The 16,590-nt window shown below is 74.1% G+C and carries 12 protein-coding genes; 7 read left to right on the top strand and 5 right to left on the bottom strand.

All coding sequences use genetic code 11. The annotated features are described in order from the left end of the window. The first annotated feature begins 138 nt into the window (after positions 1-138). Positions 139-1,635, top strand: coding sequence for a DUF3237 family protein (locus JQN84_RS16240; protein ID WP_204959209.1), 1,497 nt, complete (start codon positions 139-141; stop codon positions 1,633-1,635). Between the two features lie 91 nt (positions 1,636-1,726). Here JQN84_RS16240 and JQN84_RS16235 read toward each other — a convergent pair whose 3' ends face one another. After that, positions 1,727-2,677: an FAD-dependent oxidoreductase gene (locus JQN84_RS16235; protein WP_204959208.1), complete on the bottom strand. Its 951-nt coding sequence runs from the start codon at positions 2,675-2,677 to the stop codon at positions 1,727-1,729. A 124-nt stretch (positions 2,678-2,801) separates the two neighbouring features. On the opposite strand from JQN84_RS16235, the gene JQN84_RS16230 reads away from it, so the two are divergent. The 3 genes from JQN84_RS16230 (at position 2,802) to JQN84_RS16220 (ending at position 6,754) form a co-directional block, all read left to right on the top strand. Beyond that, entirely contained in the window at positions 2,802-3,698 is an 897-nt protein-coding gene (locus JQN84_RS16230) for a LysR family transcriptional regulator (RefSeq protein ID WP_239485514.1), read from the top strand. 315 nt (positions 3,699-4,013) lie between these two features. Further along, positions 4,014-6,269: a M48 family metalloprotease gene (locus JQN84_RS16225; RefSeq protein ID WP_239485606.1), complete on the top strand. Its 2,256-nt coding sequence runs from the start codon at positions 4,014-4,016 to the stop codon at positions 6,267-6,269. Between the two features lie 53 nt (positions 6,270-6,322). After that, a complete protein-coding gene (locus JQN84_RS16220) occupies positions 6,323-6,754 on the top strand; it encodes an effector-associated constant component EACC1 (RefSeq protein ID WP_204959206.1) in 432 nt (143 codons plus the stop codon). Positions 6,755-6,827: 73 nt separating this feature from the next. Here the strand turns inward: JQN84_RS16220 and JQN84_RS16215 are convergent, their stop codons facing one another. Both JQN84_RS16215 and JQN84_RS16210 read right to left on the bottom strand, forming a co-directional pair. After that, positions 6,828-7,694: an aldo/keto reductase gene (locus JQN84_RS16215; protein ID WP_204959205.1), complete on the bottom strand. Its 867-nt coding sequence runs from the start codon at positions 7,692-7,694 to the stop codon at positions 6,828-6,830. Positions 7,695-7,810: 116 nt separating this feature from the next. After that, positions 7,811-9,919, bottom strand: a complete 2,109-nt coding sequence (locus JQN84_RS16210; protein WP_204959204.1) for a GAF domain-containing SpoIIE family protein phosphatase — start codon at positions 9,917-9,919, stop codon at positions 7,811-7,813. 269 nt (positions 9,920-10,188) lie between these two features. On the opposite strand from JQN84_RS16210, the gene JQN84_RS16205 reads away from it, so the two are divergent. The 3 genes from JQN84_RS16205 to JQN84_RS16195 all read left to right on the top strand — a co-directional run bounded on the left by JQN84_RS16205 (position 10,189) and on the right by JQN84_RS16195 (position 13,164). Next, positions 10,189-10,554, top strand: coding sequence for a YciI family protein (locus JQN84_RS16205; protein WP_204959203.1), 366 nt, complete (start codon positions 10,189-10,191; stop codon positions 10,552-10,554). 260 nt (positions 10,555-10,814) lie between these two features. Beyond that, positions 10,815-12,263, top strand: a complete 1,449-nt coding sequence (gene pyk / locus JQN84_RS16200) for a pyruvate kinase (protein ID WP_204959202.1) — start codon at positions 10,815-10,817, stop codon at positions 12,261-12,263. A 16-nt stretch (positions 12,264-12,279) separates the two neighbouring features. After that, positions 12,280-13,164 carry an acyl-CoA thioesterase gene (locus JQN84_RS16195; protein WP_372445988.1) on the top strand — a complete coding sequence of 295 codons (885 nt, stop codon included), beginning with the start codon at positions 12,280-12,282 and terminating at the stop codon, positions 13,162-13,164. Positions 13,165-13,205: 41 nt separating this feature from the next. Here the strand turns inward: JQN84_RS16195 and JQN84_RS16190 are convergent, their stop codons facing one another. Together JQN84_RS16190 and JQN84_RS31410 are read right to left on the bottom strand one after the other, a co-directional pair. Further along, complete coding sequence (locus tag JQN84_RS16190; RefSeq protein WP_239485513.1) at positions 13,206-14,972, bottom strand: vWA domain-containing protein; 1,767 nt, start codon at positions 14,970-14,972, stop codon at positions 13,206-13,208. 29 nt (positions 14,973-15,001) lie between these two features. Continuing rightward, entirely contained in the window at positions 15,002-16,444 is a 1,443-nt protein-coding gene (locus JQN84_RS31410) for a serine/threonine protein kinase (protein ID WP_239485512.1), read from the bottom strand. Between the last annotated feature and the right edge of the window lie 146 nt (positions 16,445-16,590).

Genomic DNA, 16,590 nt, shown 5'->3' with positions numbered 1-16,590 from the left:
AAACGATCTTCACGGGTGTCGGGGTGGAGCCGCCGGGTCGACATCGGGAATCGAGAAACATCGATTGACAGAAGTTTGTCCGATCGGGACACTCGATGAAACATAACCGTGCGTGGAAGGCCGTTCCGGGAGGACCAGATGAGGCTCGTACACCGGCGGTCCCTGCTCGCGGGAGCGCTCGCCGCCGCCACCCTGGCCGGCGTCGTCGGCGTCGCCAGCTCGGCCTCCGCCGCCACCGGCTGCCGGGTGACCTACACCGTGACCAGCCAGTGGAGCGGCGGCTTCGGGGCCAACGTCGCGGTCACCAACCTCGGCGACCCGATCAACGGCTGGCAGCTCACCTGGTCGTTCACCGCCGGTCAGCAGGTCACCCAGTACTGGAACGGCACCGCCAGCCAGAACGGCGGCCGGGTCACCGTCGGCAACACCACCTGGAACGCCGCGCTCGGCACCGGGGCGAGCACCTCGTTCGGCTTCAACGGCTCGTGGAACAACGTCAGCAACCCGGCACCTACCGACTTCGCGCTCAACGGCACCCCCTGCACCGGCAGCACGACGCCCACGACACCGACCACACCCACCCCGGGCACCCCGCCCCCCACCACGCCGCCGCCCACCCCGACCACCCCACCGCCGACCACACCGGCACCCACCACCCCACCGCCACCCACCCCGAGCACCACCCCGAGCGGCGCGGAGGCGACCATCGTGCCCGACCCGTCCTGGACCTGCGGCCGGTCCACCGGCCTCGTGCCGCCCACGCGCGGCCGGCTGGTGTTCCGGGCCACCGCCCAACTCGGCGCGATCCGCGACGTCGGCGTCACCCAGTACGGCCACCGCCGCATCCTCGACATCCGGGGCGGCACCATCACCGGCGACCGGATCAACGGCACCATCCTCACCGGCGGCCTCGACCTCGAACTCACCCTCGGCACCGGCGCGACCGAACTGGAACAGGTCGCCATCCTGCGCACCTCCGACGGCACCCCGATCTACCTGCGCACCTGCGGTGTCGCCCCGGCCGGCGACGCCACCGTACGGATCGTGCCCGACTTCGAGGCCCCGAACTCCAGCGCGTACGCCTGGTTGAACACCGGCACCTACGTCGGCACCCGGACCGTCGACACCGCGACCAACACGCTGAACCTGGCCGTCTACGACGTCGCCGGGGTGTCCCCGGCCGACCCGCGCGTGCAACTGCGTGACCCGGCCGGGACGGCCAACCAGCCGTGGGACTGCCTGACCGGCAGCGGCACCCGGGGTGCGGCGGTCTTCACCGAAACCGTCACCCTCGGGGCCAGCGTCTCGGTCGGGGCCAGCAAGCGCGGCACCCGCAACATCATCCCCATCACCGGCGGCACCGTGACCGGCCGGGTGACCGGGACCGTCCTGCCCGGCGGGGCGGACTACCAGCTCATCGGCGCGACCAGCACGCTCGACGCCCGCTATGTGCTGTCCACCAACGACCGGGAACTGATCCTGGTCCGCAACTGCGGGGCGTTCGGCCGGCTGGTACCCACGTTCGAGGCCCGCGCCGCCGGCCCGTACGCCTTCCTCAACGCCAACACCTGGCTGAGTTCCGACCCGGGTTCCGCCCCGGGCGGCGTGAGCATCACCTTCTACGAACGCCGGTGACGTGGGGGAGGGGGCCCGCCCTCCGCCCGGCGTCCGGCCCCGCCCCACGGTCCCGATGCGGCGGGGCCGGGTCGCGTCCGGGCCCGGCCGGTCAGCCGGACAGCGCCAACCAGGCCACCTCGTCGGCGCAGCCCCAGGACAGGGTCACCCCGGCGCCCCCGTGGCCGTACGCGTGCACCAGCCGCTGCCCCGGGGCCGGCCCGGCCTGCACCGCCACCCGCGGCCCGCCGTGCCGGGCCGGCCGCAACCCGACCCGCACCCCGAGGACGGGGGCGTCGGCCAACTCCGGCACCAGCGCCACACACCGGGCCCGGATCGCCGCCGCGGTGTCCGGATCGGGCCCGGTGTCCCGGGCGTCCGGCTCGGAGGTGCCGCCGAGCACCACGTCATGCCGGCGCGGATGCACGTAGGTGATGCCTGCCGGATTCCCCTCGTCGCGCACCGAGGTGGTCAGGCCCGGGTTCGCCACCAGCACCAGCCGCCCGCGTACCGGGTGCACCGCCGGGTCGTCGGCGAGCCGGCCGGCGGCCAGGCCGGTGGCGTTGACCACCGTGGGGGCCAGCGCGAAGCCGTCGTCGAGCCGCTCCAGCCGGCCGGCCACGACCCGCCCGCCGGCCGCCGTGAACCGGTCGACCAGCCAGTCCAGGTACGGCGACATCTCCACCGTCGGCGCGGTGAACCGCAACTCGGTCGCGTACGGCCCGGAGCCGGGGTGGGCGGCCAGGTCACCGACCGCCGCCGCCCACCACGGCGGGCCGTGCCACGGGCGGCGCAGCAGCATCCGGGTCGGCCGGGCCACCACCCCGGGCACTCCCGCGTCGGCCTGCCGGCCCAGTTCCGCGTACGTCCCGGTGGCCCAGCGCAGCACCCGGGGGTCCGCGTCGGTGTGGCTGGGGTACCAGACGGCGGCGGCGACCGCCGACACCGTGTCCCCGGGCGGGTCGGCGGTCAGCAGCGTCACCCGTACGCCGTGCTCCCGTAGCCGCACCGCCGCCGTCAACCCGATGATCCCGCCCCCCACCACCAATACGTCCGTGCCCATCGTCAACCTCCCGTCGGTGCCGCCCGCAGCTCGGGACGACCGGACCTGGATCGTCTCCCCGACCCGACAGTCCGGTCCAAGACGGAATCGGCGGCCGGCGATAAGCGCCGCTTATGCTCCCGGAATGGGGCCACCACCGACCACCGACCTGCGGCGGTGGCGGTACTTCGTGGTGCTCGCCGACGAACTGCACTTCACCCGGGCCGCCGCCCGGCTGAGGATCGCCCAACCGGCGCTCAGCCAGCAGATCCGCGCCCTCGAACGGCAGCTCGGGGTGGCCCTGCTGCACCGGGACAGTCACGGCTGCACGCTGACCGGGGTGGGCGTGCAGGTGGCCGGTGAGGCCCGTCGCCTGCTCGCCGACGTGGACGCCGCCACCGCCCGCATCCGTGACCTGGTCGGCGGGCGTGGCGGTCGGCTGCGGCTGGCGTACACCAGGTCGGCCCGGGGCGGCCGGGTCGACGCGCTGGTGGCCCGGTTCCGGGCGGCGCACCCCGAGGTGGAGGTGGTGCCCGAGACCGGGTGGACGGCGCCGAACGTGACCGGGCTGCTCACCGGCCGGCTCGACGTCGCCTTCGTCCGTCCGCCGCTGCCGGAGGCGGGGCTGACCTGCCGTACCGTCGACCGGGAGGAACTGCTGCTGGCGGTGCCGGCGGGGCATCCGCTGGCGGTCGGCCGGGCCCGGGTGCGCCGGGCCGAGGTGGCCGGTCTGCCCGCGGTGATGTGGCCCCGCGAGAACGGCCCCGGCATGTTCGACCGCACCATCGCCCAGGTCTGGCCCGACGGCGGGTTCCACCTGGTCCGTCAGGAACCCGACGACGAACAGTTGCTGCGCGCGGTGGCCGGCGGCGACGTGGTCGCGGCCGTCCCGGCCGGCCGGGCCCGTGCCCTCAAGGTCCCGGGGGTACGCCTGCGGCGGTTCGCCGCCCCGGTGCCGACGGTCGACGTGGCCCTGGCCTGGCGGACCGACACCACCGACCCGGCGGTCCGTCGGCTCGTCGACCTGCTCGCCACCTGCTGATCCGTCGGGCGTCGTCGGCCCGCCGATCCGGCGGGGTTCCGACCCGTTCGACGGCGCAGTTTCGCCGCCATTGCCCGACGAACCCGGCGTACTCGGACGGATATCCGACAATGGGCCGCCCCGCCGCCTTTCCCGGTGAATATGAATCGCCGAGCGCATTCGCAGCGAGTAATGTGCTGCCTCCCACGGCCCGTACGAACCGCAGTGTTCGTGGAATCGTCCCACCCCGCTCATGGATCATTCGGCCGTGTCCATGGAATCGTCCCGCCGTTTCGGCAGGTGACGCTGTAGTCGAGGAGCCCTGACGTGTCCGACATGGACAGCGCCCCGCAGCGCGGACCCGACCCCGCCCCGGCCGCGCCGGCCGCGCCGGCCGCCCCGCCGGTCACCCCGGCCGCGCCCCCCACCGCACCGCCCGTCACCGCCCCGCCCGCCGACGATGCCGGGGACCGGTTCGCCCACCGCCCGCCCGGCTACCCGAGCGCCCTGGTCTGGCTGCGCGCCGGCATCGTGCGGGACTGGCGGGGTGTGCTCGGCGCCTTCATCGCCACCTGGTTCTACGTACCGTTGGCGCTGGTGGCGGCGGTCTGGGGCGGCCTCGCCCTCGGCCTGTACGGGCTGGTCGCCGGGGGCACCCAGTCCGACGAGGCGGTGCCGGCGCTGCTCCGGGACGCGCCGCTGGTCGGGCCGCTGCTGGAGGCCTTCGCGGCGCAGTCCGGCGGGGTGATCGGCGGGTTCGCCGGGTTCGCGCTCGGTGCCCTGGTCGGCTTCCTGGCCATCCTGGTGCTGCCCTGGCGCAACGCCGTCGACGAACCGGCCAACCTGTTCACCGGCCTGGTCGGGATGGTGGTCGCCGCCGCCCTGGTCGGGGTGCTCTACACCGTCGGGCGGGTACTGCTGGAACCGTGGCTGCTGGGGGTCTCCGGGGCGCGTCGGCTCAGCCGCCGGGAGGCCGAACGGCTGCGTCCGCTGCTGAGCGACTGCGCGGCCCGGCTCGGCCTGCCCGGTGAGCCCCGGCTGCTGATCGAGGACGACCCGGTGCTCACCAACGCCCGCGCGTACGCCAGGCACGTCGTGGTGAGCACCGCCGTGCTCGACTGCACCGACGAGGAGATCGCCGCGCTGCTCAGCCACGAACTGGTGCACTGGCGCACCGGCGACGAGGTGACCAGCGCCTTCATCCGGGGTGTCGGCCTGCCGTTGGTGCTGGTGCACGCGTTGCCGGCCTGGCTGATGCGCCGGTTCCCGCACCCGGCCACCGACTTCGTGGTGTTCCTGTTCTTCTGGCCGGTGCTGCTCACCATGCGCTACCTGGTCGTGCCCTGCCACCGTCGGGACGCCCGGGCCGCCGAGTACCGGGCCGACGCCGGCGCGGTGCTCGCCGGACACCGGGAGGGGCTGCGGTCCATGCTGGAGCGTCGGCGCTCCTTCGAGACCGGCCGCAGCGGCTGGGACGAGGCGGTCTGCGCCACCCACCCCCCGTCCGAGCTGCGCCTGGACCGGCTGGACCGGCCCGTCCCCGACCCGATGACCGACCGCGCGGCCACCGCCCGTGGCCTCGACGAGCTGTTCGGCGGTACGACGATCACGGCGGTCGGCACCCGCCGCGCCCTGCTGCTGGTCGGCGCGCTGGTGCTGGTGAGCTGCCTGGGCGGCGGGCTGACGGCGGCCCAGTGGGCGTTCTTCCGCCCGCAGGCGGCCGTCAGTGACTACTTCGGGGCACTGGCCGACCACGACGGCCGGGAGGCGCTCGAACGGCTCACCCCCGACGTGCGGGCGGAGCTCGGCGACAGCGGGCAGCTCGCCCGAATGGTGGCGGCGAAGGACTACCGCCCGCCCACCGACGTGTCCGTGACGGGTGTGGAACGCGACGGCGACGAGGCGGTCGCCACGGTCGCCTACACCCTCGCCGGGGAGAAACTGACAGCCGAAGTGCCGTTGCGCCGCGACGACCAGGCCACGCTCGGGCTGTTCCACGGCTGGCACATCGACGCGGCCCCGGCGACCCTGACCCTGCCCGGCGGTCCGGCCCCGCTGACCCTCAACGGGGTGCCCGTACCCGCCGGTGAGGACGGGCTGGCGGTGGCGGTGCCGCTGCTGCCCGGGGCGTACACGGTCGCGGGGGAGAGCAACCCGCTCAGCGAGACGCCGGCCCGGGTGCTCTACGTCGTACCCGGGCAGCAGAGCGTGAGCGGCGCGGAGCTGACGCCCACCCTGCGGCCCGAGGCGCAAGCGGCGGCGGAACGCAGCGTACGGTCCTACCTGGACGGTTGCGCGGCGCAGGCGGTGGCCGTCCCGCAGGGGTGCCCGTTCCGCTACTACACCGGCGGCTCGACGGTGAAGAAGATCGCCTGGAAGATCACCCGGTACCCGACGATCGAGCTGACCCTGACCGGCCCGACCACCGCCCGCGTCTCCACCTCGTACGAGGCGCAGGGGTCGGCGCAGGCCACCGGCAGCACGGTCGGCTACTTCGGGACCACCCCGTTCACCGAGAACGAGACGTTCGGGGTCAGCGGGGTGCTGTCGGTGGTCGACGGCACGCTGACCTTCCAACCCGGTGACGACTGATCCGCCCGTCGGCCGGACCGCACCGTGGGCGAACGACCGAGAGGAAGACCGAGATGACCGCGCCCCGTTCCACCGCACCGGCCCGGCTGGTGCTGGCCCCGCGTACCGCGCCCGCCGGCCGTCGCCAGCCGGGGCCGGGCGTCGGCCCGCAGCGGACGACGCTGCTGGCCTGGCTGCACCGCGACCCGCACTACCGGGCCCTGGTTCGTGACGCGGGAGCGGCCGGCGGGGCCGGTGGCCGGGCCGGCTTCAGCGACGCGGTGATCATCGCGGTGGTCGCCCAGGGGCTGCTGCCCGGCCTGTTCAACCTGGTGCAGAGCTGGGTGGACCAGCAGCGGACCGAGGTCAGCATCCGGCTCCAGGTCGGCGACTCCGAGGTGGAGATCCAGGTCAACGGGCGCACCGACGCGGCGAAGCTGTTCGACGAGGCACAGCGGGCCCTGCGTCGGGACGACCCCGGCAACGAGATCACCCCCGCCACCTGACTGACCCCGACGAACCCTCGCGCTCCCGGGTGGGTCGCTCTCCGCGCGACACACCGGGTGCGGAGTGGGCAGGTCAGGCGGCCTTGGCCAGGGCGTCGTACTCGTCGTCGGTGAGCTGCACCTCGGCGGCGGCCACGTTCTCCTCCAGGTGACCGACCGAGGACGTACCCGGGATGGGCAGCATGACCGGCGAGCGGCGCAACAGCCAGGCGAGCGCGAGCTGCGCGGGCGTCGCGTCGTGGCCGGTGGAGATGGCGTCCAGCGGGCCGCCCGGCTTGGCCAGGTTGCCGGTGGCGATCGGGAACCACGGGATGAACGCCAGGTCGTTGCGCTCGCAGTACTCCAGGACGTCCTCGGCGCTGCGGTCGGCCAGATTGTAGAGGTTCTGTACCGACACGATCGGGGTGATCTGCCGGGCCGCCTCGATCTGCGCGACGGTCACCTCGGACAGCCCGATGTGCCGGATCTTGCCCTCCTCCTTGAGCAGGGCCAGCTCGCCGAGCTGGTCCTCCAGCGGCACCTTCGCGTCGATCCGGTGCAGCTGGTAGAGGCCGATGGACTCCAGGCCCAGGTGCCGCAGGCTCAGCTCACACTGCTGGCGCAGGTACTCCGGCCGCCCCACCGGCCGCCAGTCGCCTGGCCCGGAGCGGGTCAGGCCGGCCTTCGTCGCGATGACCAGGTCGTCGGCGTACGGGTGCAGCGCCTCCCTGATCAGCAGCTCCGAGACGAACGGCCCGTACGAGTCGGCGGTGTCGATGAACGTGACGCCCAGCTCGTAGGCCCGGCGCAGCACCCGGACCGCCTCGGCCGGGTCCTTCGGGTCGCCCCACACCCCCGGCCCGGTGATCTGCATGGCCCCGTAGCCGAGCCGGTCGACCTGGAGGTCGCCGCCGATCCGGTAGGTGCCTGACGCCTTCGCGGGCTGACTGGTGGAACCCATGTGCCGTACCCCGATCCTGTTCGTAGTCGTCGGTGGCAAATCTAGCCACCCGTCCCGACGGCTTTCCCGAAGATCGCGGCCGGCAACACCCACGGGCCGAATGTGGGCACCGACACTCAGCCGGCGTGCCGGATGATCACCAGCGCCTGGTCGTCGTCGGAGCCGGAGAGCTTGGTCAGCAGGGTGTCCGCGATGACCTCCACGGGCTGGTCCCGCACCGGCACGAGCACCTCGTGCAGGGCCGTCACCCCGGCGTCGTACGCCTGGTCGCGCCGCTCCACCAGCCCGTCGGTGTACGCCACCAGCAGGTCACCCGGGCCGAACGCCACGGTGGTCACCGGCACCGGGTCGCGGACCAGCCCGAGCGGCAGCGAATGCCCCGTCCAGACCATCTCCGGCGGCCGACCCGCCCGCAGCAGCACCGGATGCGGGTGCCCCACCCGGGCGACCTGCGCCTGCCCGGCCACCGGATCGACCACCATCGCCAGGCAGGTGCCGAGGAAGCCGACCCCGAGCAGCCCGGTCAGCCGGGGGAACACCTCGGCCAGCGGCACCCCGGAGCGGATCAGCGTGTTCACCACCGTCCGTAGCTGCGCCATGTCGGCCGCCGCCTCGACCTGGTGGCCCACCACGTCCCCGACGACCACGGCCAGCCGGCCGTCGTCCAGGTCGACCAGGTCGTACCAGTCGCCGCCCAGGTGCAGGCCGCTCATCGCCGGCTGGTAGCGGGTCGCCAGCTCCAGGCCGGGCGGCCCGATCGTCGCCGAGGTGCGCAGCCGGCCCGCCAGCCGGGTCACCAGGTTGTGCTCGGCGGCGGCCAGCCGGACCCGCTCCAGGGTCTGTTCACACAGGTCGGCGACGGTATCCAGCAGGGCCAGGTCGTCGTCGTGCAGCGCCCGTTCCCGGGGCCAGCCGAACCCCAGCGCGGCGATGGGCCGCCGGGAGGCGTCCAGCAGCGGCAGCACGACGGTGGTCACCATTCCGTACTCGCCCGCCGGGTCGGGCAGGCCGGGATGCCGGGCGGCGAACTCGGCCCGGTTACGCAGGATGATCCGTTCCCCGGTGCGCAGCGCGCGGGCGATCGGCCGGGGATCGTCGATGGTCAGGTCGTCGAACGTGGCGACCAGCCCGCTGGGCAGCTCCGCGTGCCACAGTCGGACCCGTCGGCCCTCGTCGCGCATCGCCAGTCCGGGTAGCGCCGCGCCGAGTGCCATCGGGGCGGCGTCCAGGATCACCTCGATCGTCTCCCCGGTGGAGCGGGTGACGCTGAGCCGGGCGGCGAACTCCGCCATCGCCCGCGCCGACGCGGTCAGCTCGGCCCGCCGCAGCGCCTGGCTGCACAGGCCCGCCACCGCGTCGAGCAGGATGCGGCGGGCCGCCTCGTCGGCGGTCAGGGTGCCCCAGCGCACCTCCAGCGCCCCGAGCACGGTGCCGGTGCCGTCGCGCAGCGGCAGGCAGAGCCCGTCCGGCAGCGGCACGGTCGTCTCCTCGCGTACCGCGCGGGCCAGCGGTTCGTCGTCGGTGACCAGCAGTTCGACGGTGCCCGCGGCGTCGGTCACCGTCAGCTCCCAGGCACCCGCGGTGGCCGCCGCGACCCGGACCCGGTCCGCGCCGACCAGCCCCGGGGTGACCGTGCCGACCACGTCCAGCACCGCGTCCCGGCTGCCGGCGGCGCTGAGCGCCCCGGCGAGCCGGGCCAGCCCCTCGGCCTGACGCAACGCGTGTCGCCGGTCCCCGTCGGCGTCCCCCGGGGGCGCGGGTGCGCCGCCGGGTACGGCGGCGACGGTGGTGAGGACGCCCTGCGGGTGGCCGGCGGCGTCGACCACCGGACCCGACGAGAAGACCGTCCCCGTCCCGTCGTCGCCGTGCCGGCAGGTGACCCGGGTGGCGGTCAGCACCCCGGTCAGCGCGGCCACCGCCTCGGGCCAGACCGCCGAGGCGGGCCGGCCCAGCGCCCGTGTGCCGGCCGGGCCCAGCAGGGCCAGGTAGCCGTCGTTGGCGAGCAGCACCAGCTCCGGCCCCCACCAGAGCGCGGCCGGCGTCGGGCTGTGCAGGCAGACGACCAGGGCGGTACGCAGGCTGGGTGGCCAGTCCGCCAGCGGCCCGAGCGGGGTGCCGGCCCAGTCGTGCCCGACGATCCGGCGGCCGGCCCGGCCGGCGTGGGAGAGCAGCTCGCGCCAGCGGGAGTCGTCCGGCGGCCGGGGGGCGTCGGCGGAGCGAGTCATGTCGGGACCTCCGCTCTGCGGATCGAGCGCCTTCCCCATCAGTCGGACCGTACCAGCGTCGGCTGACCGGCACGTCTACCGATCTGTCGGGGTCTGCCGACCGAAAGGGCGTCGGTGCCGCCTGCCGTGCCCGGTCCACCCCCGGGACGGGCCCGTCCGGCCGGGAGTTGTCCCGACCGGGGGTCAGGGGCGTCCCCACCGTGGGACGCTGGCCGGGTCCGGGGGACACCACCGGCGCGGTGTGGCGCCGACGCGGGGGAGGGGACGCGATGACGGGTACGCCGCAGCTGGACTTCGCACTCGACACGTACGAGTGCATCGTGCTCTATCCGGGCCCGGCCGGTCGGGTGCTGCCGAAGGAGACCGTGCAGCGCCTCCAGGCCGAGCACACCGCGCACATGCGGGCCCTGCAACGGCGGGGTGTGGTGCTGGTGGCCGGCTCGATCGACGGCCCGGCCCGGGAGCCCGCCCCGCCGATCGGCATCGGGCTGGCCCGCACCGGTTCGGTCGAGGACGTACGCAGCGTGATGGAGGCGGACCCGGCGGTGCAGGCCGGCCTCTACATGGTCGACGTGCTGACCTTCCTCTGCCCGGCGGGCTCACTGGAGTTTCCGCTGGTCAAGACCGACAGCTGACCGCCGGGGCGGCGGGCGGGGCGCGGTGGTGACCGACGGTGGCGGCGTCGGTGCACGAGAGCACGGGAGCGCGCAGACGCCGGTTGCCGTCGGGCGGTACGATTCCCGGCGCGCGGTCGCCGATGCCCGCCACTGTCCGACGTACTCCCGGCGCGGCCCGCGTCCCGCCGGCCACGCGCCCACCCCGCGCGTCGTCGGACCCTGTTCCTCAGCCCGCAAGGGGTCGGCCCGCAGGTCGACCCGGAGGAGAGACTAGCCTGATGGGCGTGAACCGCCGCGCGAAGATCGTCTGCACTCTTGGCCCCGCCACCTCGTCCCCGGAGCGGCTCCGGGGCCTCATCGAGGCGGGCATGAACGTGGCCAGGCTGAACTTCAGCCACGGTAGTCACGCCGACCACGAGTCGGTGTACCGGATGGTCCGCGAAGCAGCCGAGGCGGTCGGCGTGCCGGTCGCCATCCTGGCCGACCTCCAGGGCCCGAAGATCCGGCTCGGCAAGTTCGCCGACGGGCCGCACGAGTGGCGTACCGGCGACTCGGTGGTGATCACCAGTGACGACATCCTCGGCACCAAGGAGCGGGTCTCCTGCACCTACCGCAAGCTGCCCCAGGAGGTGAAGCAGGGCGACCGGCTGCTGATCGACGACGGCCGGGTCGCCGTCGAGGTCAGCGACGTCACCGGCAACGACATCAGGTGCCTGGTCACCGAGGGTGGCCCGGTCTCCAACAACAAGGGCGTCTCGCTGCCGAACGTGGCCGTCAGCGTCCCGGCGATGTCGGACAAGGACGCCGAGGACCTGCGCTTCGCCCTCGGCCTGGGTGTCGACCTGATCGCCCTCTCCTTCGTCCGTACGGCGGAGGACATCAAGCTCGTCCACTCGATCATGGACGAGGAGGGTGTACGCCGTCCGGTGCTGGCCAAGGTCGAGAAGCCGGAGGCGGTCGACCACCTGGAGGCGATCGTGCTCGCCTTCGACGGCGTCATGGTGGCCCGGGGCGACCTCGGTGTCGAGATGCCGCTGGACCAGGTGCCGCTGGTGCAGAAGCGGGCCGTGCAGCTGTGCCGGGAGAACGCCAAGCCGGTCATCGTGGCCACCCAGATGCTCGACTCCATGATCGAGAACTCCCGGCCGACCCGCGCCGAGGCCTCGGACGTGGCCAACGCGGTGCTCGACGGCGCGGACGCGGTGATGCTCTCCGGCGAGACCAGCGTCGGCAAGTACCCGGTGCTCACCGTCAGCACCATGGCGAAGATCATCACCACCACCGAGGCCGGCTCGATCGGGGTGCCCCGGCTCCAGCACGACCCGCGTACCCACGGCGGCGCGCTGACCGTGGCCGCGTCCTCGATCGCCCGCGCCATCGGGGCGAAGGCCCTGGTCGCCTTCTCGCAGACCGGTGACACCGTCAAGCGGCTCAGCCGGCTGCACTGCGACCTGCCGCTGCTGGCGTTCACCCCGGTCCCCGAGGTGCGCAGCCAGCTCGCGCTGTGCTGGGGTGTGGAGACCTTCCTGATGCCGTTCGTGCAGCACACCGACGACATGTTCCGCCAGGTCGACCAGGCGTTGCTCGGCCTCAACCAGGCAACCCCCGGCGACTACGTGGTGATCGTCGCGGGCAGCCCGCCCGGCACCCCCGGCTCCACCAACACGCTGCGCGTGCACCAGCTCGGCTCCCTGGTCGACGCCGCCTCCGCCCGGGCGCTCCAGTGAGCACAGGGAGATTTCGGTGAACGGGCGTCCGGCGGCGACCGGCCAGGCCGCGGTCGACCAGCTCCTCGAGGTCCTCGACCTCGACCACACCGGCGCGACGACCTTCCGTGGGGTCAGCCCCGCGGTCGGCCCGCAGCGGGTGTTCGGGGGGCAGGTCGCCGGTCAGGCACTGGTCGCCGCCGGGCGCACCGTCGACCCGGAGCGGTTCGTGCACTCCCTGCACGGCTACTTCGTCCGGCCCGGCGATCCGGCCGAGCCGATCGACTACCAGGTGGAGAACGTCCGGGACGGGCGCTCCTTCTCGGTCCGCCGCTCGGTGGCGTTGCAGCACGACAAGCCGATCTTCTTCATGTCGGCGTCGTTCCAGCGGCAGGAACAGGCCCTGGAGCACCAGGCGCCCACCCCGCCCGACGTGCCCGGCCCGGACGACGTCCCGACGATGTCCGACCGACTGGCCCGCTATCCGGAGCGGCTCGGCATCTGGGGGCAGATCCCCCGCCCGATCGACGTCCGCTACGTCGGCGAGCCCGGCTGGGTACGCCCCGGCGACCGGCCCGCCGACCCGTACCAGCGGGTCTGGATGCGCATCGACGGCAAGCTGCCCGACGATCCGCTGCTGCACGCCTGCGCCCTGACGTACGCCTCCGATCTGACCCTGCTGGATTCGGTGCTGTCGGTGCACGGCGAGGTCTGGGGGCCGGGCGGCCTGGTCGGGGCGAGCCTGGACCACGCGCTGTGGTTCCACAGGTCGTTCCGGGCCGACGAGTGGTTCCTCTACGACTGCTGGAGCCCGTCGGCGTCGGGCGCGCGGGGCCTGGCCACCGGCCGGATGTTCACCCTCGACGGCCGGCACATCGCCAGTGCCGTGCAGGAGGGTCTGCTGCGCCGCGTCGGCGACTGAACGCCCCCCGCCGCCGGGTGCGCGGCGTGGGCGGGCCGGCCTCAGAAGCTGCTGACCACCTTGACCAACGCCTCGTCGATGGTGGCCGGGTTCTTGGCGTCGAACGCCTTGCCCGCCGACGCCTTGGCGATCTGGTCCAGCGCGGCCAGGTCGGAGTCCTGGTCGAAGGCCACGCAGAACACCTTGACCGGCTTGTTCGGGTCCAGCGCGATGTCCCGCAGCAGCCGGTCGAGGTCGCTGTCCTTCTGGTACTCGTTCTTGCCGTCGGTGAGCACCACCACCGCGTTGATCCGGTTCGGGTCGTACCTGTCGAGCAGGCTGCGGTGCGCCGCGCGGACGGTGGCGTACAGGGCGGTGTTGCCGCCGATGCGCAGCCCGGCGAGCTTCCGGTTGAACGCGTCCCGGTTCAGCGGCGCGAGCCGCACCTCCTCGCTGTACGGCCGCTTCGGCCGCTGCGGGGTCTCGCTGGAGAACGACCAGAGCGCCACCTGGTCGGCGGCGTTGAGCAGCCCGATCGCCTTGCTGGCGGCGTCGGTGGCCACCTGGAACCGGGTCCGGTCGCCGACGCCTGCCTGCATCGAGCCGGAGGTGTCCACGGCGAGCAGGATGTTGGCCTTCTTGCGCAGGGTGTCCCAGCTGCCGAGAATCGCGCCGACCACCTCCGGGGTGGGCGGGTCGAAGTAGGTGAGCCGGTCGCCGCCCGGCCCGGCCACCGTGGCCAGCAGAGTCTCGGCGGGCCGGCGCTCGTCGTCCCGGAAACCCAGGGCGGCGAAGCTGCGCTGCTGCGGGCCGTCCTGGAGGAAGGTGAGGAAATCCTCGGCGGCCTCGCGTTGCGCCGGGTCGGCCGAGGGCAGCACCACGTACGGGTGGTCGAGGTTGAAGGTGCCCTCCTTGGGGTGCACCGCCACCAGCGGGACCCGGGGCTTGCTGCCGGTGGGGCTGAGCTGCCCCTGGTTGTAGAGGTAGACCAGCTCCTCCTGCAGGACGATCGCGCTCATGTCGCTCGCCGGGGCGTCCCCGGTGGTGGCGGCGTCGGCCTCGGCGAGGTTGCGCAGCAGGTCCACCGAGTCGTCGCTGTAGTGCGAGACGTTGGCCTCGATCCGCCTGACGAACTGGGTCACCGCCGGCTGGGCGAGGTCCTCACTGGTCAGGTCGCTGGCCCGGTTGACCGCCGCGTAGTAGGTGGCGATGGTGGCGGCCAGACCGGAGGTGGACAGGTGCGGGTTGTCCTTGCCGAAGGTGAACCGGCCCCACTCGGGCTTGCCGAACGCCGCCCAGCCGGTGTCGCCGGAGAGACCGAGCACGTCGGCCCAGCCGAGCGGCCCACGCTGCTGCACCAGCTCACCCCGGTCCCTGGGCATGGCGATGACCAGGGGGCTGTTGGCGATCGACGGGTACTGCCCGGGGGTCTGCGCGGCCCGGCCCGCCGCCTTGTCGAGCAGGCGCAGCTGCCCGGTCCACAGTGACGAGGTGGGCAGCCACACCTGCGGCTCGGCGACCTTCGGCTGGGCGAGCGCCCACCCGCCGGCCAGCGCCTCCATCGCCTCGCCCGAGTTGAGGCCGTGCACGGTCACCTGCGCGCACCGCCCGCCGAAGCGCCGGTCGGCGCCGTTGTACCGCCCGGCGAGCTGGGCGACCAGTTCGCTCTTCTCGGTGGAGGAGCTGACCTCCAGCGGTACGCAGTCCGCCCGGTCCGTGCCGGTCGTCGGCCGGACGTACAGGTACGCCCCGGCGATCACCGCGAGCCCCGCGACGACGGCCACCGCGTGCGGCAGCCACGGTCGGGCGGGACGCTGACCGGCGGCCATCGGCTCCTCCAGGGGGTTCGTTGGGCGGGTCAGGCGTCGGCGCGGGGTGCCGGCACGGGCGGCGCGCCGGGCTGCGGCACGGGGCCGTCCGGCGGGCCGGCCGGGGTCAGCGCGGCGGCGACGAGCAGACGGACACCGTAGACCACGACGAGGGCGAGCAGACCGACGGCGACGGCGGTGCCCACGTCGGTGCTGGCGACGTACCCGGTGGCGAAGCCGACCGCGCCGAGGAGGACCGCGAGGGACATCCCCCACGGGTCGGTCCACTGCCGACGCAGCCGCCGGCCGAAGCCGTCCCGGGTCACCGTGGCCGGCCGGTCCGTGGTGGCGGGCGGGGCGGGGGTCGACCAGGCCGTCGCCGCAGGCGCGGTCGGCGGCTGCGGGGCGGGGTGGGCCGTCGACGTGGCGGGCCACGGCGTCGCCGGCTGGTCGCCGGTCGCCTGCGGGGCCGGGTGGCCGGTCGAGGTGTCCGGCCGGGCGGGCGTCATTCCGGTGGTCGGCCAGGGGTCGACCGCCGCCGCCGTCGTCGGCCACGGGTCGGCCGCCGCGACGGCCGGTGCGGCCGGCGGGGTGGTGGTCACGGTACGCGGGACGTGCCGGGTGGCCGCGGCGTCGGTGCCGGCCCGCAGCACGGTCTGCAACGGCACCTCGCCGCTGGGGTGGGCGTCGCGCCCGAGCAGCCGCAGCAGCACCTCCTGGGCGGTCGGCCGGACCCGGTGGTCCTTGTCCAGGCACTGCCCGATCAGGGTGGCCAGCGGGCCGGTGAGCCCGGTCAGGTCCGGCGGGTCGTGCAGCACCCGGTGCATCACCGCGACGACCGGGCCGGTGCCGAACGGCGGCTGCCCGCCCGCCGCGAAGGCGATCGTCCCGGCCCAGGCGAACACGTCGCTGGCCGGCCCGACCTCGTCGTCGCGGAACCGTTCCGGGGCCATGTAGGTGGCGGTGCCCATGATCCGGCTGGTCATCGTCTCGGTGACGTCGAGCGCCCGGGCGATCCCGAAGTCGATCACCCGGGGGCCGTCCGCCGCCAGGATCACGTTGTCCGGCTTGAGGTCGCAGTGCACCACGTCGGACTGGTGGATCGCGGCGAGCGCGGTGGCGGTGCCCACGGCCAGCCGGTGCAGCGCGTTGCCGGCGACCGGCCCCTGCTCGCGGACGTGCCGTTGCAGGGTGACGCCCTCGATGAACTCGCTGACCACGTAGGGCAGCTCACCGTCGACGTCGGCGAAGAGGATCTGGGCGGTGCAGAACGGGGCGACCCGACGGGCGGCGGCGATCTCCTTGACGAACTGGGCCTTCGCCCGGGGGTGCTGGTGCAGGTCGACGTTGATGACCTTGACCGCGACCCACCGACCCTGCTCGTCGCGGCCCAGGTAGACCACACCCTGACCGCCCGCGCCGAGCCGACCGATCAGCTCGTACGGCCCGGCCTGGCGCGGGTCGCGCGGGTTCAGCGGCGTCACGTCCGGCATCGCTGTCGCTGCCCCTATCGGCCTGTGCTCCGGTGCGCTGATGTCCGCCACCGGCGACCCTGCCGGCGACACGGGTATGGTGCCATGCCCACGCCACCGGGACACCCCACCCCTGGCCGTTCGGTGGAGGGCGGCGGTCCGGCCGG

It is taken from the genome of Micromonospora humidisoli (assembly GCF_016900955.1).
Lineage (GTDB): Bacteria > Actinomycetota > Actinomycetes > Mycobacteriales > Micromonosporaceae > Micromonospora > Micromonospora wenchangensis.
Note: the sequence above shows the minus strand (reverse complement) of the source record. Positions and strands in the feature narration are given on the sequence as shown.